The 24,135-nt window shown below is 38.4% G+C and carries 23 protein-coding genes, 1 tRNA gene and 1 other RNA gene; 7 read left to right on the plus strand and 18 right to left on the minus strand.

Annotation, left to right across the window (positions count from 1 at the left end):
- Nucleotides 1-64: 64 nt before the first annotated feature.
- The 3 genes from P0Y49_05990 to P0Y49_06000 are packed head-to-tail and all read left to right on the plus strand — an operon-like array spanning nucleotide 65 to nucleotide 3,185.
- The gene (locus P0Y49_05990) at nucleotides 65-1,162 is read left to right on the plus strand and encodes a hypothetical protein (protein WEK20688.1); all 1,098 of its coding nucleotides are present in this window, start codon (nucleotides 65-67) and stop codon (nucleotides 1,160-1,162) included.
- A 1-nt stretch (nucleotide 1,163) separates the two neighbouring features.
- Nucleotides 1,164-2,399 carry an OmpA family protein gene (locus P0Y49_05995; protein ID WEK20689.1) on the plus strand — a complete coding sequence of 412 codons (1,236 nt, stop codon included), beginning with the start codon at nucleotides 1,164-1,166 and terminating at the stop codon, nucleotides 2,397-2,399.
- A gap of 6 nt (nucleotides 2,400-2,405) precedes the next feature.
- Nucleotides 2,406-3,185: a hypothetical protein gene (locus P0Y49_06000; protein ID WEK20690.1), complete on the plus strand. Its 780-nt coding sequence runs from the start codon at nucleotides 2,406-2,408 to the stop codon at nucleotides 3,183-3,185.
- Here P0Y49_06000 and P0Y49_06005 read toward each other — a convergent pair whose 3' ends face one another.
- The 6 genes from P0Y49_06005 to P0Y49_06030 form a co-directional block, all read right to left on the minus strand.
- Nucleotides 3,186-4,346, minus strand: a complete 1,161-nt coding sequence (locus tag P0Y49_06005; protein WEK20691.1) for a glycoside hydrolase 100 family protein — start codon at nucleotides 4,344-4,346, stop codon at nucleotides 3,186-3,188. It abuts the gene before it with no gap.
- Between the two features lie 11 nt (nucleotides 4,347-4,357).
- Nucleotides 4,358-5,500, minus strand: coding sequence for a glycosyltransferase family 4 protein (locus P0Y49_06010; GenBank protein WEK20692.1), 1,143 nt, complete (start codon nucleotides 5,498-5,500; stop codon nucleotides 4,358-4,360).
- On the minus strand, nucleotides 5,497-6,153 hold the full coding sequence (locus P0Y49_06015; GenBank protein WEK20693.1) for a PIG-L family deacetylase: 657 nt from the start codon (nucleotides 6,151-6,153) through the stop codon (nucleotides 5,497-5,499). Before P0Y49_06015 ends, P0Y49_06010 begins: the two co-directional genes overlap by 4 nt.
- 136 nt (nucleotides 6,154-6,289) lie before the next feature.
- Nucleotides 6,290-6,655, minus strand: a transfer-messenger RNA (tmRNA) gene (gene ssrA / locus P0Y49_06020).
- Nucleotides 6,656-6,720: 65 nt separating this feature from the next.
- Nucleotides 6,721-7,923, minus strand: coding sequence for a pyridoxal phosphate-dependent aminotransferase (locus P0Y49_06025; GenBank protein ID WEK20694.1), 1,203 nt, complete (start codon nucleotides 7,921-7,923; stop codon nucleotides 6,721-6,723).
- A gap of 108 nt (nucleotides 7,924-8,031) precedes the next feature.
- Nucleotides 8,032-8,424, minus strand: a complete 393-nt coding sequence (locus tag P0Y49_06030; GenBank protein WEK20695.1) for a DUF1573 domain-containing protein — start codon at nucleotides 8,422-8,424, stop codon at nucleotides 8,032-8,034.
- 131 nt (nucleotides 8,425-8,555) lie between these two features.
- On the opposite strand from P0Y49_06030, the gene P0Y49_06035 reads away from it, so the two are divergent.
- Nucleotides 8,556-10,979 (plus strand): thiamine pyrophosphate-dependent enzyme, encoded by a 2,424-nt coding sequence (locus P0Y49_06035; protein ID WEK20696.1) that lies wholly within the window; start codon nucleotides 8,556-8,558, stop codon nucleotides 10,977-10,979.
- A gap of 79 nt (nucleotides 10,980-11,058) precedes the next feature.
- On the opposite strand, the gene aroC is transcribed toward P0Y49_06035, so the two are convergent.
- The 6 genes from aroC to P0Y49_06065 form a co-directional block, all read right to left on the minus strand.
- Entirely contained in the window at nucleotides 11,059-12,150 is a 1,092-nt protein-coding gene (gene aroC, locus P0Y49_06040; GenBank protein WEK20697.1) for a chorismate synthase, read from the minus strand.
- A gap of 28 nt (nucleotides 12,151-12,178) precedes the next feature.
- The gene (aroA, locus tag P0Y49_06045; GenBank protein WEK20698.1) at nucleotides 12,179-13,438 is read right to left on the minus strand and encodes a 3-phosphoshikimate 1-carboxyvinyltransferase; all 1,260 of its coding nucleotides are present in this window, start codon (nucleotides 13,436-13,438) and stop codon (nucleotides 12,179-12,181) included.
- Nucleotides 13,439-13,440: 2 nt separating this feature from the next.
- The gene (locus P0Y49_06050; GenBank protein ID WEK20699.1) at nucleotides 13,441-14,580 is read right to left on the minus strand and encodes a chorismate mutase; all 1,140 of its coding nucleotides are present in this window, start codon (nucleotides 14,578-14,580) and stop codon (nucleotides 13,441-13,443) included.
- Nucleotides 14,581-14,636: 56 nt separating this feature from the next.
- A complete protein-coding gene (locus tag P0Y49_06055) occupies nucleotides 14,637-15,470 on the minus strand; it encodes a prephenate dehydratase (protein WEK20700.1) in 834 nt (277 codons plus the stop codon).
- A 299-nt stretch (nucleotides 15,471-15,769) separates the two neighbouring features.
- Nucleotides 15,770-16,834 (minus strand): 3-dehydroquinate synthase, encoded by a 1,065-nt coding sequence (aroB, locus tag P0Y49_06060; protein ID WEK20701.1) that lies wholly within the window; start codon nucleotides 16,832-16,834, stop codon nucleotides 15,770-15,772.
- A complete protein-coding gene (locus P0Y49_06065) occupies nucleotides 16,834-17,040 on the minus strand; it encodes an RNA-binding S4 domain-containing protein (protein ID WEK20702.1) in 207 nt (68 codons plus the stop codon). Before P0Y49_06065 ends, aroB begins: the two co-directional genes overlap by 1 nt.
- Before the next feature lie 96 nt (nucleotides 17,041-17,136).
- Here P0Y49_06065 and P0Y49_06070 point away from each other — a divergent pair, with 96 nt between their 5' ends.
- Nucleotides 17,137-18,324, plus strand: a complete 1,188-nt coding sequence (locus tag P0Y49_06070; GenBank protein ID WEK20703.1) for a proline dehydrogenase family protein — start codon at nucleotides 17,137-17,139, stop codon at nucleotides 18,322-18,324.
- A gap of 65 nt (nucleotides 18,325-18,389) precedes the next feature.
- Here the strand turns inward: P0Y49_06070 and P0Y49_06075 are convergent, their stop codons facing one another.
- Complete coding sequence (locus P0Y49_06075; GenBank protein WEK20704.1) at nucleotides 18,390-19,025, minus strand: HAD family phosphatase; 636 nt, start codon at nucleotides 19,023-19,025, stop codon at nucleotides 18,390-18,392.
- Between the two features lie 65 nt (nucleotides 19,026-19,090).
- Here P0Y49_06075 and P0Y49_06080 point away from each other — a divergent pair.
- Nucleotides 19,091-19,164, plus strand: a tRNA-Ile gene (locus P0Y49_06080).
- 74 nt (nucleotides 19,165-19,238) lie between these two features.
- Here the strand turns inward: P0Y49_06080 and P0Y49_06085 are convergent.
- The 3 genes from P0Y49_06085 to P0Y49_06095 all read right to left on the minus strand — a co-directional run bounded on the left by P0Y49_06085 (nucleotide 19,239) and on the right by P0Y49_06095 (nucleotide 21,722).
- Nucleotides 19,239-19,880: a DUF4272 domain-containing protein gene (locus tag P0Y49_06085; GenBank protein ID WEK20705.1), complete on the minus strand. Its 642-nt coding sequence runs from the start codon at nucleotides 19,878-19,880 to the stop codon at nucleotides 19,239-19,241.
- A gap of 143 nt (nucleotides 19,881-20,023) precedes the next feature.
- A complete protein-coding gene (locus tag P0Y49_06090) occupies nucleotides 20,024-20,473 on the minus strand; it encodes a DUF3805 domain-containing protein (GenBank protein ID WEK20706.1) in 450 nt (149 codons plus the stop codon).
- Between the two features lie 427 nt (nucleotides 20,474-20,900).
- Nucleotides 20,901-21,722 carry a PDDEXK nuclease domain-containing protein gene (locus P0Y49_06095; GenBank protein ID WEK20707.1) on the minus strand — a complete coding sequence of 274 codons (822 nt, stop codon included), beginning with the start codon at nucleotides 21,720-21,722 and terminating at the stop codon, nucleotides 20,901-20,903.
- 187 nt (nucleotides 21,723-21,909) lie between these two features.
- Here P0Y49_06095 and P0Y49_06100 point away from each other — a divergent pair, with 187 nt between their 5' ends.
- Nucleotides 21,910-22,398, plus strand: a complete 489-nt coding sequence (locus P0Y49_06100) for a hypothetical protein (protein ID WEK20708.1) — start codon at nucleotides 21,910-21,912, stop codon at nucleotides 22,396-22,398.
- Nucleotides 22,399-22,755: 357 nt separating this feature from the next.
- Here P0Y49_06100 and P0Y49_06105 read toward each other — a convergent pair whose 3' ends face one another.
- Entirely contained in the window at nucleotides 22,756-23,751 is a 996-nt protein-coding gene (locus P0Y49_06105) for a transposase (GenBank protein WEK20709.1), read from the minus strand.
- On the minus strand, nucleotides 23,714-24,076 hold the full coding sequence (locus P0Y49_06110) for a hypothetical protein (GenBank protein ID WEK20710.1): 363 nt from the start codon (nucleotides 24,074-24,076) through the stop codon (nucleotides 23,714-23,716). Before P0Y49_06110 ends, P0Y49_06105 begins: the two co-directional genes overlap by 38 nt.
- Between the last annotated feature and the right edge of the window lie 59 nt (nucleotides 24,077-24,135).

Here is a 24,135-nt window from a genome sequence, read left to right on the forward strand (position 1 = left end):
CTATTTCTGCATTCTTATCCAGGTGTAACTTCGTGTGGCATAATTGTATATTAAAACCACCACTATGAAAATAAATGGAAAAGGCTGCCTGCTTTTTGCAATAACCATTTTTGGGTTGCAGATTGCCTGTAAAAAAAGTCATCCAAAGAGTCCCGAAAATGTTGATGAAAATACTTTCGCAACAGTAACAAGTACTGGATCTAGTCAGCTATCAGAAGCCAGGGCTGATCTTTCTGGAGCGTCATCCGGTAATAAAATTATGTTTGCCGGAGGAACAACAGCTTCTGGGATATCGAGTACAGTAGATATCTATGATGTAGGTACTGGGTTGTGGACAGTCTCGCAATTAAGTAGCCCTCGTCCCAATTTGGCAGGTGCGGCTGTAAATAATAAGGTGCTATTTTCTGGTGGAGGGAATGCGCAATTTGCTTCGAATGTGGTAGATATATTTGATGCAGGATCATTGGCCAAGTCAAAAGCCCAGTTAAGTGTGGCACGATACAGTTTAGTAGCGGCTATTGTTGGTAGTAAAATACTATTTGCCGGAGGAACAACATCAGGCTCGGTATATTCAAAAACTGTAGATATTTATGATGGTAATACAGGTTTTTGGTCAACTGCGCAATTAAGTGAAGCACGAACTTTATTGGCAAGTACAGTTAGCTCTAATAAAGCATTTTTTGGAGGAGGATGGACAACGCTACCTTCAAAAACTGTGGATATTTACGACGGAAATACGGGGACTTGGGCTACCGGACTATTAAGTGTCGCAAGATCTAATCTGGCAGCAGCATCAGCAGGAACTAAAGTGATATTTGCCGGGGGACTTGATCTGATTCGTGATCAGATATTGGGTACAGTAGATATTTATGATACAAGTACCGGAACCTGGTCTACAGCATCATTAAGTGAGGCCAGGTACAGTCTCAGTGCTATAGCAGTAGGCAATAAGCTCATATTTGCAGGGGGGTATAAGAAAAACGGCCCCTCCGCGACTGTCGATATTTATGATGTAAATACTGGAGTTTGGTCGGCAATAAAAATGACGGATGCACATGCCGGAGCAGCAATAGCAAGTCTGGATAATAAGGTATTTGTAGCCGGTGGGTATAATGCTACAGGGCTTTCAAAAACAGTAGATATTTTAACCTTATCAAAATAACATGAAAACGAAAATAATAATGGCAATTGGTGTGGGACTATTGTCTGCCCAATATGCAGATGCTCAATTCCTGGGGCATCTTAAAGATAAAATAAATCAAAAAGTTAACGAAGCTGTTGACAAGAAAATAGATAAAGTTACCTCGGGGACAGGTAATGCCGGGACCAGCAGCACTAATGGTAATGCTGCAGTTTCAAAATCAGGAGGCACCAATGCATCTTTAAAAACGTATAGTAAATACGATTTTGTTGCCGGGGATAAAATAATCACCTATGATGATTTCTCCCAGAATGAAATTGGAGATTTTCCGGGGAAATGGAATACCAATGCTTCAGGTGAGGTAATGACCGTAGAGCGGAAAGAAGGTAAATGGTTAAATGTATCTAAAGAAGGATTGTATATCCCACTGACTGTTAAAACGCTACCTGATAACTTTACGCTTGAATACGATGTGGTATTTCTTCCAGCTGCCAATTATAATGGGCCTAATACCGCTGGTTTCGGTTTTCAATTGGCGCATGTCGATTTCAAAAAGGATAATTTTATCTATCATACTGCCTACGCCGAGTTTTTAGTGAGCCCATACCGTGGTTACTTTCAGTACGAAAGCTATAAGCCCGATGGTGAAAAGGTGCTAAATAATGAAACTAAGATTGCAGGACTGGATCGTCAGCATGTCCAAAGTTATCATGTTGCGGTATGGAGACAAAAAGGAAGGGTGCGCGTTTACCTCAACGAGAATAAAGTATGTGATTTGCCAACAGTACTGCCTTCAACTGAGAGTTATAATGCAATTCGTTTTAAAACTGAGCAAAATAATGATGGAAGTAACTGGTTGATCACTAATGTGAAGCTGGCTTCTGGTGCGCCTGATATGCGTAATAAGTTGATTTCTGAGGGGAAACTCTCTACCACTGGCATCCTGTTCGATGTAAATGCAGCAACTATCAATGCTGCATCTTATGGTACGTTAAAACAAATTTCTCAGGTGCTACAGGAAAATCCTGATCTAAAGGTGAAAATTGTGGGACATACCGATAGTGACGGTGACAATGCATCCAACCTCAGTTTATCGCAAAAAAGAGCCGAAGCAGTTAAAACAACTTTTAGCAAAGAATTTGGGATAGATGCAAGTCGGATGCAGACTGAGGGAAAAGGATCTTCACAACCTGTGTCACCAAACACTACCAGTGAAGGTAAAGCAAGTAACAGAAGGGTAGAATTTATTAAACTATAACAGATCATGAAAATTATATTATGCTTAGTTGCAGTTGGAGCTTGTTTGGGACAGCCGTTGAGTTCGTCGGTGATTACTAAACCTGCAGCAGCGATTCCTGCTTCCATCAAGTTTGATAGAGAAGTTATCCAGCAAGTTCATGGTGAGGATGGTACACAAACTACGACTTATTATTTTAGTTTAAACGGAGACTACGCGGCCGTGAAACCGGATCCGAAAAGCGACTCGGAAATGAGCCTGATGGTTTATACCAATGAGGGTTTAACCATGATGTTTAACAATAAGCAAAAAACAGTAACCGTGATTAAAATGGCCAGGGTAGTTGGTGATGGCGCTAAGATGAGTAAGGAGCTGGCAGAGCAAATGACTCATAAAAAAGTGACAAAGGATAAGCAGGATGATTTAACGGTAACCGCTACAGGGAAAACAAAAACAATTTGTGGCTATCCTGCCGTTGAGTATGAGATCAAGAATGAAGGCGGCAAAGCTTATTGGTATTATGCTAAAGTGGATTTTAATCCTATAAAAATTTATACGATGGGGGCTGGCGACAGCGGAACTCAGGCAACAATGGATGCTAAAAAAATCCAACAACTTAAAAATAATCCAATGGGCATACCGGTGCTGAATAAAAATTATTTGCTGGCAGAAATGTCTACACCTGGTGGTCCAAAGGGTATGGAGACAAAAGCCATCAATAAAACGACATTTGCTGTTTCAACCACTGGATATAAGGTGATTGATTTGAGTAAAAAGGGACTGGCAGGTATGATCGGGGCGCATTGATCAGTAGATAAAAAATGGAGTAGTATTTTCTTCTACACATTTAGCTGCGTATAAGTAAAGTGATGCAGACCAGGTTTGCCAATCTTGCCCCATTGGCTCCCCGGTTTGTGCTTTATACCATTCGTTAAAACCATATTCCAGCTCTTTGTTGCTGGATTTTTTTATCAAATCGGTAAGCGCAAAAAGTTTCTCTTTTGCGAGATGGTGTTTGCCAGCCGCGACCAAAGCAGCAATATGGAGAGCGGAAATGAAAGGCCATATACCACCATTATGATAGTCACCGGGCTTATTGTACATTTCATAACGCGGAATCCAGTCGGCATCTCCTGGCAAAATAAAAGGGAAGAAATTGGGGGACAAGGGAACTGCTAAATCGCCAATGTCGCTCATTAGTTTGCACTGTTCTTCTATCCAGGATGCCATGTGTTCAGCTCTGGTGCGTGAAGTTAGACCAGATAACATCGCGATGCTATTTCCCAAAAGATCAAATCTTTCACTGCTGTATACTTTGTACGACCATAATGCGTAGTAGGGTTTACGTTTTACAACCATTCCTTCGTGGCGATGATGGGGGTTTGAACTTTCAGTAATGGTAAAGTGTTCCATAGCGATCTTTAGTTTATGTGCGCGTTCATGATAGCCCAACATACTCAAGTAACTGAATGCTGTTGCATTTACAAACAGGCCGAAGCCTAGAACCCATTGTTCATCGCGCCAGTCGCTGGTTGGCTGTTGTGCAATTAAATAATCATCAGTCGGGCTCTGGTATTCCATCCAGGTTAATGCTTTCTGAACAGCAATTTCTAGAAAATCTTTTTCTCCGGTAAATTTTCTGAAAATACCTACCGCTAGTAAAAATAATGGAGTTGTATCACTTGCACCACGATTTTCCGGATCGTGTACAAGTGAAGGAATGTGACCTCTTAAAGACTGATTTTTTGATAACGTTTCTAGTGTTTTTCTAATGGAAGCGGTTAATTTAGCATTGTCTGAAACAGCTATTCCAAATATCGAGAGCATTAAATCTCTTGTATAGGGCTCGGGGTATCCCCAACCTGCTGTCCGCGGAAGACCATGGTATGGTCCTTTTGAATTGTGAAGAAGCACTTCTAAAGCTGCACTTCTCGCATTTTCTACTTCCTGCCAGTTTTTAGTACTCATGATAAATGGAGTTAATATATGCCTAGTCTTTTATTTATGATTTGTATAAACCGCTTAGCAACTAATCGATAATCAAAATGATTCAAAGCCCTTTCCCGGCCTGCTTCACCCATTTGCCTACGCAAGTCTGGATTACCCATTAATTTTATCAGACCTTCCTTAATGTCATTGACATCAGCACGGTAATCTACTGTTCTAGGTACATCAAAAACTATTCGCCTATTTTCTTCAAAACCTGATTCTGGTCCTAGAGTCACTTCGTTAACAACAATTTTTTGATTTACGCCTGCCATAAAAGCTGTTTCTCCATGGACTAAAGTATCCAACATTCCCATTGCATTGATTCCAATTACCGGTTTAGCACATGCACCTGCTTCTACCTGAAGCATTCCAAAGCCTTCGAGACGGGAGGGAGCAGCGTATATATCACAAGCTCCTAAAAGAAAAGGCACAAAATTTCTGGATATAATGCTGGTAGGGAAAGAAACATTGTTGCTGATACCAAGTTGTTCGGCAAGCTCTAAATCTAAGCGGTTTTGCAAAATAGTTCTCGGTTGCGGCCATACCTTACAAACATATTTCCAGTCCTTTAATGGGATATCGGTTGCAGCAAGAGCTTCCATGACCTCCCTTCCACCTTTAGAAGCTGCATCACCACCAATGGTAAGGATCATTTGTTGGTCTGGACTTATGCCTAAAGCTTCTCGTACGGCTAATATTTTGGGATGATTTTTAGGATAGGGCTTAAAGTTTTCTGTATCACAACCCACAGGGAGCACTTCAATATTGTCTCCTTTGATACCATCGCGCACATACATTTCTTTTACCCAGTTAGAGGTAACCAAAATCAGTGGTAGTTCATTTAAAACATCCTGATAATTGGCAATGTAGCCATCAGCTACGAGCCATGGGATGCCTTTAACACCATGTTTATGTGGATGTAGAACAAGTTGTGGGGTATGCCCCCAATAACCTGTTCCTACAACTATATCAGGTTTGAACCAGTTGTAGTACCATTCCTTCTCTAACATGGATTCAACATGAGCAGCATAGGCATCTACACCATTCGCGAGTAAACCTTTGTAAAGCAAGTCACCCTGTGTTGCCAGTCCGCCAGGGCTAGGCGGATAATCATATAATACAAGTACCTTCATGATATTTGGTGCTTTTCAATCCATTTTAAAACTTCTTTCTTACTGGTCAACTTCCAGAATGCCTCTGCTTTTGGAGTCGCTTTTGCTTCCCAACTATCCTGCTCAAAACCATACACCTCTGTAATTAATTGATATTTAATGTTCCACAGATCCTCAGGCAGATCAAAATAAAGCCCTGTTGTTTTTAGTGCCTGTGGAAAATACATTCTATTGCCATCTTCATAAGCAAAGGTCCAGGTTTCCTTGCTTGATAATTTGCCTTCGTGCCACAGTTTTAAGACAGTTATTCCAACTTCTTCATGTCGCAAATGTCTGGTGTATTCGCCAGAAGGATTATGAGTTATGATCAGATCGTAGTTTATATTTGGGAGTAGCTCCAATAGAACTCTGGTGATTTCCTGTTTATCTTGTGGAATTTGTGCCGGGCCATCGTCCAAATCACCCATAGCCCCCTTTGAGTGGAAAGCAGCCAATGATTTTTGGAACTTTGGTGCCCTGTCTGGATCGGATTTTCTGGATAAACAAGCGATAAAACACTGCCAATCGGGGTGGGCTAGTAGGGTTCCCCCTGCCCATAAAACTTCATCATCAGGATGTGCTACAATAACAGCTACCTTTTTTGTTTTGTTCTCACTCGTTACATCAAGCTTCATTATATCAATCAGTTAGTTTACAGCGTAACGCTTCTTGAAGGATATAACATGATAAAGCCAGTTAAGTTTGAGCAATATGTTTTCAGACTTAAAAAAATGGAAAATAAAAAAGGGAAATCAGTGACGATTTCCCTTTTTGTGGACTCGAAGGGGTTCGAACCCTTGTCCAGTTGTGTGATAAATTATGCCTTCTACATGCTTATTTTCCAATTAATTGTAGGGATCTGGCGGGCTGGAAACCGACCTAACCGTTCACCTTAGGTACTTTATCTCGCAATTGTACCGTACCTTACAATTGCCAGCGTTGTTATTTCGATGCCCCAGATTCTAACCTAACATCGCAGCAGTTAGAGGGACAAAAGCTATTTAATTCTAAATTAAGCAGCTAAGGCGTAGTTATTTTCGCCAATTATAGTGTGAACGTTCTCTTTTAAGTGCTCTCCGTACAACGCACTGCATGCTAACATACTTAGCTTCACCCTGTCAAATCCAAAACGAGCCCAGTATACCCTGATGGTGTGTGGTTAACTACTCCTTTCCAACCATCAGAACACAAATATACGAAAATTATGCCATAGTTCTACCAGGGTACTGTTTTAAAGCAATATCAAGGCAATCCATAGCTTTATTAAGATCATCAGTATTTAGCACATAAGCCATCCTTACCTCATTTTTCCCGGAACCTTCAGTCGAATAAAAGCCGGTGGCAGGAGCCATCATAACAGTTTCACCATTGTTGCTGAAACTTTCCAGCATCCATTGACAAAACTGATCTGCATCATCAATAGGCAATTTTGCTACTACATAAAATGCACCACCTGGGTTAGGACAAAATACACCTTCCATAGCATTTAATCTTTTTACAAGCGTATCCCTGCGTAAAGTATATTCTTTGTTTACTGCTTCGAAATAGCTGTCTGGTGTATCAACAGCAGCTGTTCCTGCTATTTGTTCAACCATCCCAGGACTTAACCTTGCCTGCGCAAATTTTAACCCAGATTTGATTACTTCTTTATTTTTGGTAATTAAGCAACCCAATCTTGCACCGCAGGCACTGTAACGTTTAGATACAGTATCCAGCACAATCACATTTTCATCCAGACCATCCATGTGCATTGGCGAGATAAATTCCCTGCCATCATAACAAAACTCACGGTAAGCCTCATCGGATAATAAGAACAGATCATATTTTAAACATAAAGCTTTTAAAGCCTCCATTTCTTCTTTTGAATATAAATAACCGGTAGGGTTATTCGGATTACAAATGATAATTGCTTTAGTACGATCGGTAATCAATTTCTCAAATTCTGCAATTGCCGGTAGGGCAAAACCATTTTCAATATGAGATAATATAGGTTTTACAACCACATTACTCATGCAGGCAAAACCGTTATAGTTTGCATAGAAAGGTTCAGGAATGATAATCTCGTCACCCTCATTAACGCAGGTTTGCATGGCAATAGTAATAGCCTCAGAACCACCAACTGTAACCAGTATATCTTCGGGTGTGATGTTATACCCTAATTTATTATAGTATTCAGTAAGTTTTGTTCTATAGCTTAATGTTCCTTCTGATGGGGTATAGGCCCAAACATTAAAATCTATATTCTTAATGGCATTTAGCATTCCCTCAGGAGTAGCAATGTCTGGCTGACCAATATTTAAATGGTATACTTTTTTACCGTCCTTTTTTGCCTGATCAGCAAATGGAGTCAGTTTTCTTATAGGCGAAGCAGGCATCTGTAGCCCTTTTTCAGAAATATTTGGCATGATGGAAAATAAAGTCCCGTAATAATAAGTTAGTTTTTTTATAGGGTACAAAAATAAAAAAAACCTCGTTGATTAACGAGGTTTTAATCAAAAGTATGTTTTTGAATTTTATTTGCTGGCCGCTGCTACCGTCTCTCCTTTAATGTATAGTACCTTGGTGGTAGTTTTAGCATTAGAAGTGATAGTAATGCTTTTGCTAAATGGAAGTGCAGCACCTGTTGGGTTATAAGTTACTTTAATTACACCTGATTCACCTTTTTTTACTGGTGTTTGTGTATACTCAGGAACTGTACATCCACATGTAGTTTCAACTTTAGTAATAATCAAAGGCTCATCTCCAATGTTTGTGTACTTAAACTCAACTGTAGCAGGCTTGTTCACTGGGATTTTTCCGAAATCATGACTCTCTTTGTCAAACTTGAATTCAGCAGGTTTTGATTGAGCATGAGTGGCAACACTTATACCTAGGATTAACGTAAATAGCAGAATTATTTTTTTCATTTTAATGTAGTTTTAAAACAAATTTAATGTTTTCATTTAGAAAACAAAAAGTATTCCACTATATAAATTACGATACACTGTTAAGTCATACTTTAGATTTTGTGTATCTTTGCCGCATAATTGATTTGCTTATGATGCCAAATAGTAAACTTACCACAAATCCAATAGACGCTTCGGAGCTAAGTTTTGATGACTTCAAAACCATTGTTGTGAACGACTATAAAATAGCTTTTGAAAGTAGACAAGCTAGTTTATTGGGCCGAAAGGAAGTGTTGACCGGTAAGGCTAAGTTTGGAATTTTTGGCGATGGGAAGGAGCTACCTCAGATTGCTATGGCAAAAGCCTTTAAAAATGGCGATTGGCGCTCCGGTTATTACAGAGATCAGACATTTGCCTTTGCTGCCGGTATTTGTACAATAAAAGAATTTTTTGCACAGTTATATGCTAATCCAAGTGTTGAGGCAGATCCTGCATCGGCCGGAAGGCAAATGAACTGTCACTTTGCGACGCGTTCTATTAATGAGGACGGCAGTTGGAAAGATTTAACGGATATGAAGAATTGTTCTTCAGACATCGCACCTACAGGTGGACAAATGGCGAGGTTAGTTGGACTAGCCTATGCTTCTAAATTATACAGACAAAATCCGGAACTTGAATATTTAAAGAATTTCTCAGTAAATGGAAATGAAGTAGCCTTTGGTACGATAGGAAATGCATCTACATCTGAAGGTGTATTTTTTGAAGCTATTAATGCTGCTGGTGTTTTACAGGTGCCAATGGCCATGTCTGTTTGGGATGATGGATACGGAATTTCAGTTCCGGCAAAATATCAAACTACAAAAGAAGATATTTCTGAAATATTGAAAGGTTTTCAGCGTGACGAAAATGCCGATGGTTACGAAATATTTAAGGTAAAAGGCTGGGATTATCCCGCTTTGTGTGAAACTTATCAACGCGCAATAGATGTTTGCAGGGATGAACATGTTCCTGTATTGATTCATGTAACAGAAGTAACGCAACCACAAGGCCACTCTACCTCCGGTTCTCACGAGCGTTATAAAGATAAAGCAAGGTTAGAGTGGGAGAGAGAGTATGACTGTATCGTTCAGATGCGTAAATGGATGCTGGAATCAGCAATCATTACTGAAGAAGAAATAGTAGAGCTAGAAAATACTGCTAAGAAACTTGTTCGTGAAACACAAAAAGAAGCATGGAATGAATTTTTAGGTTCTATAAAGGTCGAAAAAGACCAGGTGATTGAGTTGATTAATGGGATGGCTAATGGCGATCCTGCCATCATAAAAATTTCTAGTCAACTTGCCAATACCCCTGATGCTCAAAGAAGAGAAGTAATTTCTTCGGCAAGAAAGGCTCTGCGTTTAACGGTAAGGGATTCTTCAACAGCTAGACAGAATCTATTAACCTGGTACAATGCTCAAATTGGATTGAACGAGGATAGATACAATTCTAAATTGTTTACCGATGGGATTGATAGTCCGTTTTTGGTAAATGAACTGAAACCTGTATTTAACGAGGAAAGTAAAATGGTTGATGGGCGCGAATTGTTGAATGCCTGCTTTGACTCAAATTTTGCACGTGATCAGCGATTGGTTGCCTTTGGTGAAGATTTAGGGGCTATTGGTGATGTAAATCAGGGATTTGCCGGTTTACAGGCTAAGTATGGCGACTTGAGGATTACCGATACAGGTATAAGAGAAATGACCATAGTAGGGCAGGGAATAGGTTTGGCAATGCGTGGTTTACGCCCGATTGCTGAAATTCAATACCTTGATTATTTGTTGTTCGCACTGAATGTGTTAAGTGATGACCTGGCAAGTTTGTCATATCGTACAAAAGCAGGACAAAAAGCTCCTGTTATTATCAGGACACGCGGTCACAGGTTAGAAGGTGTATGGCATTCAGGTTCACCAATCGGAATGATTCTTGGCTCACTTAGAGGCTTGCATATTTGCGTGCCGCGTAACATGACGCAAGCAGCAGGTATGTATAATACTTTGTTCAGATCAGATGAGCCTGCATTGGTAATCGAATGTCTGAACGGCTACCGTTTAAAAGAGAAATTACCTGAAAACGTAGGTGAATATACCGTTCCTCTTGGAAAAGCCGAGGTGGTTAAGGAAGGAACAGATATAACTGTGGTTTCTTACGGTTCTACTTTAAGAATAGTAGAAGAAGCAGCTGAAGAGCTGGCACATTTGGGAGTATCTATTGAGATTGTTGATCCTCAAACTTTATTGCCATTCGATACAGATCAGATTTGTGCAAAGTCATTAGCCAAAACAAACAAGTTACTGGTAGTTGATGAAGATGTACCGGGTGGTGGAACAGCTTTCTTGTTGCAACAAATTCTGGAAGAGCAAAAAGGTTATTACCACTTAGATGGCCAGCCTAAAACGCTAAGTGCAAAAGCACATCGTCCGCCTTATGGATCAGATGGTGATTATTTTAGTAAACCATCTGTTGATGATGTAATTGAAGCTGTTTACAGTATGATGAATGAAAGTAATCCCGGTAAGTACCCGGCTATTTATTAATAGCCTTTATTGATCAGGTTTTAAATATCAAAGCCGTGTAAGTTTTGTACCTACACGGCTTTTTAATGATTAGGATGGTTTAATCCAGTTTAACTGTTCTATTTCTCAACAAGTGATCAGCCAATACCAATGCAGCCATTGCTTCCACAATAACTACAGCTCTTGGTACTACGCATGGGTCATGTCTGCCTTTCCCCTTAATTTCCGCGGCTTCACCTGCAGCATTAATGGTTTGCTGGTTATGCATAATCGTAGCAACAGGTTTAAATGCTACTGTGAAATTGATTTCCATTCCATTAGAAATGCCTCCTTGTATGCCACCAGAAAAATTAGTCAGCGTTTTTGGCTGATCTTCATTTGCAAGAAAAATATCATTGTGCTCTGATCCTCTCATTTCACTACCACCAAAGCCAGATCCATATTCAAAACCATGCACAGCATTAATGCTCAACATTGCTTTACCCAGATCAGCATGTAGTTTGTCAAAAACAGGATCTCCTAGTCCAACAGGACAGTTTTTTACGATACAGCTCACTTTTCCGCCGACTGTATCCCCATCTTTTCTTACGCTGTCAATAAACTCAATCATTTGATCTGCGGTAGCCGGATCAGCACAGCGTACAATGTTATCTTCCCGGGTAGCCAATAATTCAGCAATGTTGTCACCTGCTAAATCAGGTGCTTCAATTTTTCCGACAGCAGATACATGTGCGAAAATCTCAATCCCATGATGCTTTAACAGGAGCTTGGCAATTGCCCCAGCAGCTACACGGGCTGCGGTTTCTCTGGCTGATGAACGACCACCACCACGATGATCTCTGATTCCGTATTTGGCATCATAAGTATAATCTGCGTGTGAAGGACGATAAACATCAGTATTGTGGCTGTAATCCTTACTACGCTGATCTTCATTAGGGATCAGCATGGCTATTGGCGTTCCCGTACTTTTACCTTCAAATGTACCTGATAAGATCTGAACAGTGTCGCTTTCTTTACGCTGTGTTGTGATTTTCGATTGTCCAGGTCGACGTTTATCCAATTCCGACTGGATAAATCCCAGATCTATAGGTAGCTGTGCCGGACAACCATCAAGGATAACACCTATGGCTATTCCATGAGATTCGCCAAAAGTAGTAATGCGAAATAATTGACCGAATGTATTGCCTGCCATTTTAGAATTATTTAATATTTTATTAAAACTAAACTTCTTTTACCGTAAAACCTGCTTTCTCCAGGTCTTTCCAAAAATCAGGGTATGATTTCTCCACTACCTGATAATCTTCCATTTCCACTTCATTGATAAATAGACTTAATGGAGCAAATGCCATAGCCATCCGATGATCATCGTAGGTGTGGAATTGTACCTTTTTGGGGAAACTCAGGTTGTCGCAATTTAAAGTATATATTTCATTATCCTCAATCAGGGAAACGCCAATTTTAGCCAGCTCCTGTTGCAAAGCAAGCACACGGTTGGTTTCCTTTATTTTTAACGTTTCTAATCCTGTAAAGGAAAGATTTAAGCCCTTTGCAGCAGCACAAACAATAATAGTCTGCGCCAGATCTGGACAATCCTTTAAATTCAATACTTCGTTTATGGCTACAGAGGTACCTGATTTTAGTGCAATACCATTGGCTGTTTGCGAAGTGCGCACACCAAAAGGGATCATAATATCTCTGATCTTGCTATCGCCTTGCAAACTTTTCTCCTTTAAATGAGGTAAAGTTATGCTACCCAGGTCTGCCAGCGCCACAATGCTATACCAATAAGAAGCAGCACTCCAATCAGGCTCTATAGTTAACTGGCAAGCTTTAAAAGGTTGGTTGTCAATATGTATAGTGTTGTTATCCCAAGAGTGCTTAATTCCCGCTTCTTCAAGCATACTTAAGGTCATTTCCAGATATGGTCTCGAGGTCAATTCCCCCTCAATTTCTAAAGACAAGCCCAAAGGCAATGAGGGAGCAATCATTAAAAGTGCAGATAAGTATTGACTGCTAATGCTACCCTGAATTTTAACAATCCTACTAACTTGTTTAAAGTTATGGCTGATATCGAGGGGAGGATAACCATCTTGCCCGGCATAATTAATACCGGCGCCTAGTTTTTGCAAAGCTTCAACCAATAGCTTTATTGGTCGTTCTTTCATCCTGCCAGAACCTGTCAGGTGAAACATGCCGTTTGTGATAGAGAGGTATGCTGTTAAAAAACGCATCGCTGTACCTGCATGTCCTACATCTACAGTGATGTAAGAATCTCCATCATGATGAGCTTTTACCTGATTAAGAATATTATTCAAGGTCACCGTATCCACTGCATCAGATAAATTATTGACTTCAACAATTCCATTTGACAGACCGCTGATGATCAGCGCCCTGTTGCTTTCGCTTTTAGAACCGGTTAAGGCAATTTCAGCATTTATATCTTTAATCCCTTTAAAAGAAACAATTGCATTTTTACTCATCGCTAAGATTTAACTTCTGAATGTGCTTCTGCGGCAATGCCTTTCTCTACTTTGCCGGCATTCATGATCTCAGTTTGTTTACGAATTGATTCGCCGTGAACCAATTCCAGGAATTTTTCAGTAAAGTTCAAATCCAGTTTTAAAGCTTTTGCAAATGCAGCACCTTTTTTAATGATGGCATCCCAGCGGTTTACCTGTAAAATGGTTACCTGGTTATCGCGTTTAAATTCCCCGATTTTACCCACGATAGCCATACGTTCACCTAATTTTTGCAATAAAAGGTCATCTATTTTGTCGATTTGCTTACGCAAGTCAGCCAATTGATCTATAAAAACTTCGTTTTTAGACTCAGGTTCGCGAACGGTTAAACGTTCAGCAAGTTCTCCAAGCGCAGCAGGAGTAACCTGTTGTTTAGCATCTGTCCAGGCTACTGAAGGATCTACGTGCGATTCGATCATTAAGCCTTGCATATCTAAATCAAGCGCTTTTTGAGAAATGTAAGGGATCAACTCACGGTTACCACAAATATGACTAGGATCATTGATGATTGGTAGGTCAGGTAATAATGTTTTTAGTTGGATAGCCAGTTCCCACATTGGTTCGTTGCGGAACGAGCTTTTCTCGAATGAAGAGAAACCACGATGAATAGCACCTAGTTTAGTAATACCTGCACGGTTGATACGCTCTAACGCGCCAGCCCATAGTTGTAAATCAGGGTTTACAGGGTTTTTAACCAATACAGGAATATCTACACCTTGTAAGGCATCAGCAATTTCCTGAACAGTAAAAGGGTTAACTGTCGAACGTGCACCAATCCATAGAATATCAACACCTGCAGCCAATGCTTCTTCAACGTGTTTTGCATTTGCTACCTCTACTGCTGTAGGTAATCCGGTTTCTGCCTTTGCTCTTTTTAACCACTCTAATCCTATGCTGCCAATTCCTTCAAATTCTCCCGGACGGGTACGAGGTTTCCATATGCCAGCTCTTAAAACAGATACTTTTCCTGTTGCAGCTAACAAATGAGCTGTTGTTAATAATTGCTCTTCAGTTTCCGCACTGCATGGTCCGGAAATAATTAGCGGTTCGTTTTTAATGTCAAGCCAGGTATTTAATGGCTGGATGTTCAATTGTAGTTTCATTTTTTTGGGGTTTAAATTGTTGTTTTTGTATTTTACGAAGGACTATTTGTTGAAGACTATACCTGATCGTTCTTCTTGTATTCGCCCATTATGTTAAAGTTTACAGTGTATTTTAATGCCTGACGGATGGCCTTGTCATAATTTTCAGTGCTCGACCATTCCATATCTACATAGAAGTAATAATCATTGCGTTTTCCTAAAACCGGCATACTTTGTATCTTGGTGAGGTTAACCTGTTGTTCAGCAAATATGTTAAGGATTTTAGATAAGGCACCTACATGATTGCCAACCTGAAAACAGATAGAAGCTTTATTGCTATCTTCCATTTCTGCTGTTTTGTCTAATTTAAGAATCAGAAAACGGGTAAAGTTCTTTTTGTTCGACTCAATTCTTCTTTCTATGATATTTAAGCCATACAACTCAGCAGCAAGGGTGTTGGCAATAGCAACCGTATCAGTTAATTGTTCTTCTTTAATTCGTTTAGCGCAAGCAGCAGTATCGTTGCTTTCGATTACCTGAATGTGCGGGTAATCATAAAAGAAATCTACACACTGGCGAATAGCAATAGGGTGGGAGGTCGCAAATTTAACATCTTCAAATTTTACACCAGGTAAAGCCATTAAATGTAATTGGATAGGTAGGTACACTTCGCCCACCACTGCAAAATTATACTCGCGGATTAAGGTGTAGTTGGGTAATAGACTGCCTGCTATAGAGTTTTCTATGGCCATGACAACAAAGTCTGATTCCCTTTTTTCCAAACTTTCACAAGTCTGTTTAAACGAGTTACATTCAATAGTTTGAATGTCCTTTCCGAAAAATTTGAAAGCTGCCTCTTCGTGAAAAGATGCTTTAATGCCTTGAATTGCTACTCTTGTACCTTTCTTCATTAGATTAATTTTTCCCTTTTTTTATTGTTCCTGATTGCGTTAAAACAAAAAAAGTCCCGGCGTTTGGCCGGGACTTTCGTATACATTTATCGTGTTGATATCAGTGCATATTAGTCCCGGCTCTTACTAAAATAGTAGAAGTAACCAAACCAATATGTAGTGATATTTCTCATCTGCTTTTCTTTTATCGTTTTGCCAAATGTACTAACAAAATTTTATTTGTCAATAGTTAATTAAAAAAAATATTTTTTTGTTGTGAATGTGCTCTGTCGTGGCACTCAAAACTTTAGCTGTTTTTGTTAATCGTGTATGGCATTAAAGTAAGCAAAACTTGCTAATATGTCATTTTCCGATACTCTGCAATTGTAATCGCATTTGCCGATGCTACTTAGCAAAGAAAACATGATCTGACCATTCTCATTTTTCTTATCGCTCTGCATAAATTCCATCAGCTGCGTAAAACTTTCTTCCTTGATGTGGTAAGCAGGGTAAAGCTTGCTGATATAGTTAGTAACATCATTTAGGTCATCTGCGCTTAGTGTATTGTTTTTGCTCGACAAGAAAGCCTCACAAATCATACCTATAGCAATAGCTTCACCATGTGTTAATGGCTTTTTATCATTAATCAGGGAGTAAGTCTCAACAGCATGCCCAATAGTATGTCCAAAGTTCAGGATCTTTCTCAATCCCTTTTCATGCGGATCTTCTGTAACTACTTCATTTTTTATTTCTACAGAACGATAAATCGCTTGTGCTTCAATATTCAGGTAGTCACTATTTTTTAGTTCATTGTAATAGTTGTGGTCTACAATCAAACCATGTTTGATCATTTCGGCAAAGCCCGATAGTAATTCCCTTTGTGGTAATGTTTTTAAAAAGGCTGTTTCAATAAAAACTGATTGTGGTAGGGTAAAGGTTCCCACCATATTCTTAACATTATCCACATCAATACCTGTTTTACCACCTACAGAAGCATCAACTTGCGATAGCAGGGTAGTTGGAATATTGATAAAGTCGATACCTCTTTTATAGGTAGAGGCCACAAAACCACCCATATCAGTAATTACGCCACCGCCAAGGTTGATCATCAGGCATTTACGGTCCGCACCAAAATCAAGTAATGTTTTCCAGATGCCAATACAGAAGTCTATATTCTTATTTTCTTCCCCCGGATCAGTCTCTATCAGATCAAAACCATTAAAATCATCCAGCATTTCACGGAATAGGGGCAAACATGCTTCTGAAGTATTACTGTCAGCAAATACAAATATCTTGCTGTAACGTCCTGATTCCAGCACCTCCATTAAAGGAGTCAATTGGGTTTCGAAATGTATGGTATGGCCTGCGCTATCTAGTTTGTTCATTAAATTACTGTTACTTTTTGTCCCATAAAATCAATCACATCGCCAACGCGGACTTTTAGTCTTTTACGGTAATCAACTTTTCCGTTGTATTTTATTAAACCATCCTCAACAACGGTTTGCGCTTCCCCGCCACTCTGAACGAGTCCTGTTGCTTTCAATAATTGAATAAGGGGAATAAATTCACCTTCTAATTTAAATTTTATCATCGCAAGGCAAACTTACAATTAATTATAAAGTGTTTTACCACCAATAGCATGGGAATTTATACTTTTGCAAGCAAAATGACTAACTGACATTCGTAGATGGAACTATCCCCCAAAAAATCATTGAATTTTGATGATACTGAAATTGCATTTCGCAATAAATCAAATAATGAATTAAATGCTGCTTATTGGTTATTTAAGCTTATTAGCAGCAATTTTCTAACAAAAATCGGCCCTCCAATAACTAACTTTTTCCTTAATATAGGTTTGCCCATTAAAGGCGTAATTAAAGCAACCATATTTAAACATTTCTGCGGTGGAGAAACTATAGCAGAATGCGAGCATACCATCGAGCAGCTTGCTACCGGACAGGTTGGTACCATTTTAGATTATTCTGTTGAAGGAGAGGAAGAAGAAGCTGTTTTTGATTTTACCTGTGCAGAAATTATAAGAACAATTGAACGTGCTGCAGGTGACAAGCGCATTCCTATAACTGTATTTAAAGTAACAGGTATAGGTCGCTTTGGTTTACTTGAAAAACTAGATGCTAAAAAAGAATTGACCAGTGCAGAGCAAGCAGAATTTGAAAAGGTTAAACAACGTTGCGAGAAAATCTGCAGAACGGCCTTTGATAAAAATGTACCCATCATGGTTGATGCTGAAGAAACCTGGATACAGGATACGATTGATGAACTTGCTATAGATATGATGCGTTTGTTTAATCAAAAAAGCATTATCGTTTATAATACTTATCAAATGTACCGTCACGATAAGCTGGCAGATATGAAGGCCGATCACTTGATTGCCAAGGCTTCAGGTTTTATTTTGGGCGTAAAAATGGTACGTGGTGCATACATGGAAAAAGAGCGTAAAAGAGCAGAAGAAATGGGATACCCATCACCAATACAGCCAGATAAAGCTGCTTCTGACCGTGATTACGATGCTTCCTTAATTTATTGTATGGAGCATATTAATGAAATAGCTTTTGTTTGTGGAACACATAATGAAAATAGCTGCCGTGTCTTGGCGCAACTATTGGATAAATATCAGATAGCTCATAATCATCCGCATGTTTATTTTGCGCAATTGTTGGGGATGAGTGATAATTTAAGTTTCAACCTGTCTGATGCAGGTTATAATGTAACTAAATATGTTCCTTATGGGCCAATTAAAGCTGTTATGCCGTACTTATTTAGAAGAGCGCAAGAGAATACCTCAATTGCCGGACAAACCAGCAGAGAGCTTGGATTGATCATAAAAGAGAAGCAACGCAGAAGATTAAACTAAACGTTTAATCTTTCATAATAGAAGAAGGCAGCTAATTAGCTGCCTTCTTTGTATCTATCAAGTTTTTATAAAATATGATGATCAATTAAAACCTGTTCCAGATCTTTAGGATGTTTGGTCATCAATAGTGTATTTAATCCAGCAAGTTTGGCACCCTCAATATGTTGAGGACTATCATCTATAAATAAAGTCTCGGATGGATCTAGTTTGTTTTCACGGATTACTTGTTCAAATATTTCAACATTGGGTTTACGTAAAAACATATGCTGGGAATAATAAGTCTTCTCGAACAGACTGCTATTGTCAGGCATATTAAATTCTCTTTTGAGGTAATCCACGATGTAGTTATAATGGGTCTCATTATTATTGCTTAGTAAAAAAGTGCGGTATTTTTGTTTTACTTTAAGCAATACTTCGTGAATTCCCGGAGGAACCCCAATCAATAAACTGTTCCAGGCGGCATCAATTTCTTCATCTGTTAGGTTATTATTACCTGCCGCGTCTCGAATTCCAGCTCTAAATTGGGCAGGAGTGATGGCTGCAGTCTCAAAATCATTAAAAAGATTATGGTGACTTTTATGTGCGAAAAACTCTGTGCTGTTTGTAATACCCAGTTGTAATAGAGCGTCTTGTGTTCTTTTAAAGTCTATTTCGAAAATAACATTGCCGTAATCGAATATAATATTTTTAATTTTTTGCATAAAAGTGTTTCAAATTTGGATGTAAATATGTAACATTGCACTCGCAAAATCAAACAGATTTTCGAGGGCCATTAGCTCAGTTGGTTAGAGTAGAAGACTCATAATCTTTTGGTCGATGGTTCGAGCCCATCATGGCCCACTGCTTAAAAAGCCGTTTTTCGATAAGAAGAACGGCTTTTTTTGTTGAATGCGGATTTAATTGCAATACTTATTTTAAGTATCAGTTGTAATATCATCCCAATTTAAGGACGAATCAGCTACCCAGTTAACTGCATAATGGCGTTCGAATACTATGCTTGGATTTACATCTAAGGGAGCAAGATTATTTAATTCTACATTTCTTAAAGCCCAGTGTATTCTGTAAATCAAATCAGATAAATCTAATATTTCCGCAGGTGGTCTGATTACAGCGGATTTAATAAACTCTTTGGTTTCTGTCATGAAATCAGGAATCTTGTCAAAGATAGAGTCCATTTCAATTTCTTGTTGAGGAAGCTCTAGTTTTTCAATTTTATTCATTGTAAACAATAAAAGCCAAATGCCTTCGGAGCGCCACGATATGTTTATTTTTTCTTTTTCTGTTAATTTTTCTTTCAGAAATAGTTTTTGCTCATCATTTGTTACGCTATTCCACAGATTTTCTTTTTTCAAAAACTCTATTATTTCAAATCTGTCCTCCTCAACTTTAGCTATATAACATAAGTATGTAAGTATCAATACTCGTTTAGCAATGTCTTGTGGCGATCTGATTTCAGATTTCTGCTCATCTTCAATCAAAGAGAAACGATTATAAAATGGAATATTTAGCGACGTTAATAATATCTCGGTTTGACTCTTGGATTTTAATTGACTCATAGTTTATCAAATCATTATTTTTAATAAAGCCTCTACTGGCGATAGAAATACGACTGTATAAATTACTAATATAAAATTGATAGCTCTTCCTGCAAATAAATTAAAATAGATTCTGATGTTCAAGTTAAGCTCAATTAATCACTTTAAATAATCTTAATACTGGCGATCATACTTTGAATTGATGTTAGTTCTCTTTCATTAATAAGCATAGATTCTTGAATTTTGTCAATTGTGAAAGTGCATATAAATATACCGTTTTGCTTTCCAGTGATCCAGTAATAAACAACATTTGTCACTCCATCTTGTTGAGATTCTTTTTTGTAATATGCACAGTCATTTTTGCCTAATATTATTCTTTTTGCGCCTGCATTTTCCGCAGTCTCAGTAGTAATATATTCGCAAGCCTTATCCACATGAGGGGCATTTGTATTCGGCCATTGGAAGGCTGTAATTCTAAAATTACCTGTCCATGAGGTCTCTGTTTCGTGCCAGAAAGCATGCGTAGAATCGTCATCATCATCATACTCTTCCCACCCATCAATTAGTCTGAAACTAAACCGTCCACCCCTTGAAATGTAAATATTATTATCCATTGCGCTTTGTTACTTAATGTTAAATACCAAAATAAATAAAAAGAGGCATATTATATTAGTTCCGATCAAATGGTCTACTAGTCGGCTTATTCGATAATAGATTGTGATGAGAAACTATGTTTGAATGTTTTTTGTAATTTGTTTACCTAAATCCTCAATTAAATGCAAATCGGATAGGAAATGGTTCGAGAAGCACCCAGTCAGGTCCACAAACCCTCTTTACAGGCTGTAAAGAGGGTTTCGTATTTTTAGGAAGATTTTTATGTGCCTTAGTTAGTGTTCTAAGGCTGTTTTATGGTTCGAGCCTATTATGGTTTTTATCTAAAGACAATACTTGAAAAATACTCAATTCAATATTTCATACTCCTAAGTATGTAGGTTATTTTGCTTTATCTTTTGTTTATTTCAGTTATCTGCGGAAGCTACTCTACAGGTTCATTTCATTTCGAATGAATGTTTCTAAAGCCTCTTTACTTGGCAACTGAACCAAATACTTGGAGACAAAGACTTCATTTGATAAGCCGGTGGTGGTATATTCTACTAAGGCATCATTCTTATCTGCACATAAAATAATCCCTACAGGGGGATTATCTCCTTCACTCATTTCATGTTTACGGTAATAATTCAGATAAAGGTTCATTTGTCCAGCATCGGCATGGTCATATCGACCCAATTTTAAATCTAGAAGGATATGCGATTTTAATATACGGTGGTAAAATACTAGATCGATCCGGTAATGGGCATTGTCAAACGTAATGCGTTTTTGTCTTGCCTCAAAGCAAAATCCCCTGCCCATTTCTGTTAAAAAATGCTGAAGATGATCAATGATGGCTGATTCCAGATCATGCTCTGTGTATTCTGACTTTTCTTCCAAACCTAAGAATTCTAATAAGTAAGGGTTTTTGATCACATCTGCCATTCCAACCTTTTGATTGTTTCGGATTTTTGCAATCACAGCAGTCTTATTTGCCGACAAACCCGTTCTTTCAAACAATGAAGTATCAATCGCACGAGCAAGATCTCGGACTTTCCAGGCATTTTTAACGGTTTCCACTTCGTAGAAATGTCTTTTTAAAGTGTCCTCAATCCTAATCAGTTCTATGAAATGTGAGAAATTAAGTTGAGTCAGCAATTCTTGAGGGCTGAGAGAAGACTCCGGATTTTTACGAATGAATTGGTCAGACGCAGTCTGACTAATTGATGGTAGTCCCAGTTGGTCAAATTGGTCTAATGTGGTAATTCTATACATACATTAAATCTTGTGTTTTTATAGAATGCTATATAATTATTGAATATATAGATAGGGTAAACCTGAATATGTCTCTCTTTGGAGCTTACATTCATAGAAATAATTACGAAAAAAGCAGCTAGTTATGTAACTTGTGATCATGATACTACACTCCAAAATAACGCTCGCTATATCCCTAATGTTCTATATGTCATTTTTTAATTTTTCTTGTAGCTCTCAAGAAAAACATGATGGTAGTGTTCCAATAGAAATAGCTGAGGAACTTGGCATAAGCAGAACAGGCCTTGTCCAGTGGGCTAAAAAGGTAAATGCAGAACTCGAATTTTCTGAAGCAGGACGTATTAATGGTTTGCCCAATTATGAAGGAACGGATAAACATAAAACGATTGTGCAGCTAGTAGGTGAGGAAAATGTGATTAAACAGGCAAAGTGGACATACACTTTTACCACTGACCCTGAACTAAACAAGAAGCTTGTCATGAATATTACATATTTCGCATACATTTTTGAGCCTAAAAAGATGCCAGACTGGATCAAAAAGGAAATGGAGTTGGTAAGTAAGGATTTAACACAGGAATTTGTGGGCGAGAAGCAAAGAATTGGCTTTAATAAAATGGTTCAGTTGATTTATAGCCCCAAGCAAAAAGTAATGAGTGTTATCTTTACAACGAGATAGTTAAGTGACATTTAATATTTTAATTTGAGTACACTAAAAGTCACCAATTTAATTAAGCTTATTGGTTAGTTATATTTTAATTCACTTTTTTAGCCAAATCGCGGATTAAACCTAAATCAGATAGGAAATGGTTCGAGAAGCGCCCAGTCAGGCCCACTAAAAAACCTCGGTAGTACAGAAAACTACTGAGGTTTTTTGCTTTGTTTTCTTATCGGTTTTTCTAAAAACTAGGAGGATCCAGAAAAATTGATCAGATAGCCAGGCAACAAAATCTGTTAAGTAGATTCCTTTATAAACATGCGGTACAGTTCAGTTATGATTGCGGAATATGGATCAAGCAAAAAAGTTGGGGAGGGATTAGGCATATATTTTTGATAACCTGAATAGGAAAAATTTGACATTTCTTACCCCTCTAAATTGCGTTCTAAAAGCTTTAATCTTCGCATTAAAAGATTCTGCGGAGGCATTAGTGGATCTGTTATCAAAGTAGTTTAATATTGTTTCATAATTGTTCTGAATGGTTCTTGATATGGTATTGAAGGATTTATAACCCATTTTTTCTATCTTGTTATACCATAAGGCTAACTTTTTAAAGGCAATCATTTTAGTTTTTGAATGGCTGAGTATTGAAGACAGTTCCTGGGAGGCTTTATACGCTTGCTGCAAATCTGGGTATAGCTTAAATAACAGTTCTGCCCTGTGATTTTGTGAAGGAGTCCAGTTTACTTCTTTTTTAAATAACAAATACCTACTTCTAGCCAGTAACTGTTTTATCGTATCTCCATTTTCCAGAAGTTCGGGAATCCAAGGCTTCTTTACTTCTCTGGCTAGATCCATTTCTTTGTTTTCCTGTTCTATAGCATCCCATCTATGTTTAATCCTGATTTCCTGGACACCTTCATTAGCCAATTGCTGTACATGGAACCTATCTGAAACAAGCTTTGCTTTTGGAAAACTCCTTTTTACTATTCTGGTCATTGTCGGAGCCAGATCAAGGGTTACTTCTTTTACTTGTTTCCTTACCTGCTCCTTCATTCTGTGAAGAACCTTTATGATCGACTCGCTTTCAGTACCCTTTACAATTGCTACCAAAGCACCTTTCTTCCCTTTTGCCCCTTTATTAGTCAGTATTGTATAGAGCTCTCCTTGTGAAAGGCTAGTTTCATCAATTGATAAATATTCCCCCATATTATTAGCAAAAAGCAGCCAATTCTCAGAGTGTTCCGCCTGATCCCAGCTGGTAAAATCACTTAAATGGCGGGCATATTGCTCTTCCAGACGCTTTCCGTCAACACCAAAGAAATGGCCAAGACTTTTACAGCTTATTGGGGTGGAATCCAAATAGTCTTTCAAAAAAAAAGGCAAACTCTTGAGTCATCTTTGTGCCTTCGGCAACTAATTGCCAATCCCGGGAAACGATCTTACTTGTTCGGGTGTTGAGCCATTTCCGACGCTTAAGGTTTAAAAAACAAGGTTTGCCACGCAAAGGAAAGTCTCGAACAGAAGCCTCATCGTAGAATCCTTTAGATAAAAGATGATCTCCAGAAAACTCTTGTGGATGAATGTTCTTTTCTATCAAATAAATATAGGTTGAACCGTCAATTGTAGCAGCTCGGTCGAATTCAAAATAGTCGCTAAGACCTTCTGGTACTATTAATGAAAGCAGGGTAGAATCCAATATAATTGCTGTTTAATGCAAATCTAAACAAAATTAATCCCTCCCCAACTTTTTTGCTT

Origin of the sequence: Candidatus Pedobacter colombiensis (assembly GCA_029202485.1) — a bacterium.
Taxonomy (GTDB): domain Bacteria; phylum Bacteroidota; class Bacteroidia; order Sphingobacteriales; family Sphingobacteriaceae; genus Pedobacter; species Pedobacter colombiensis.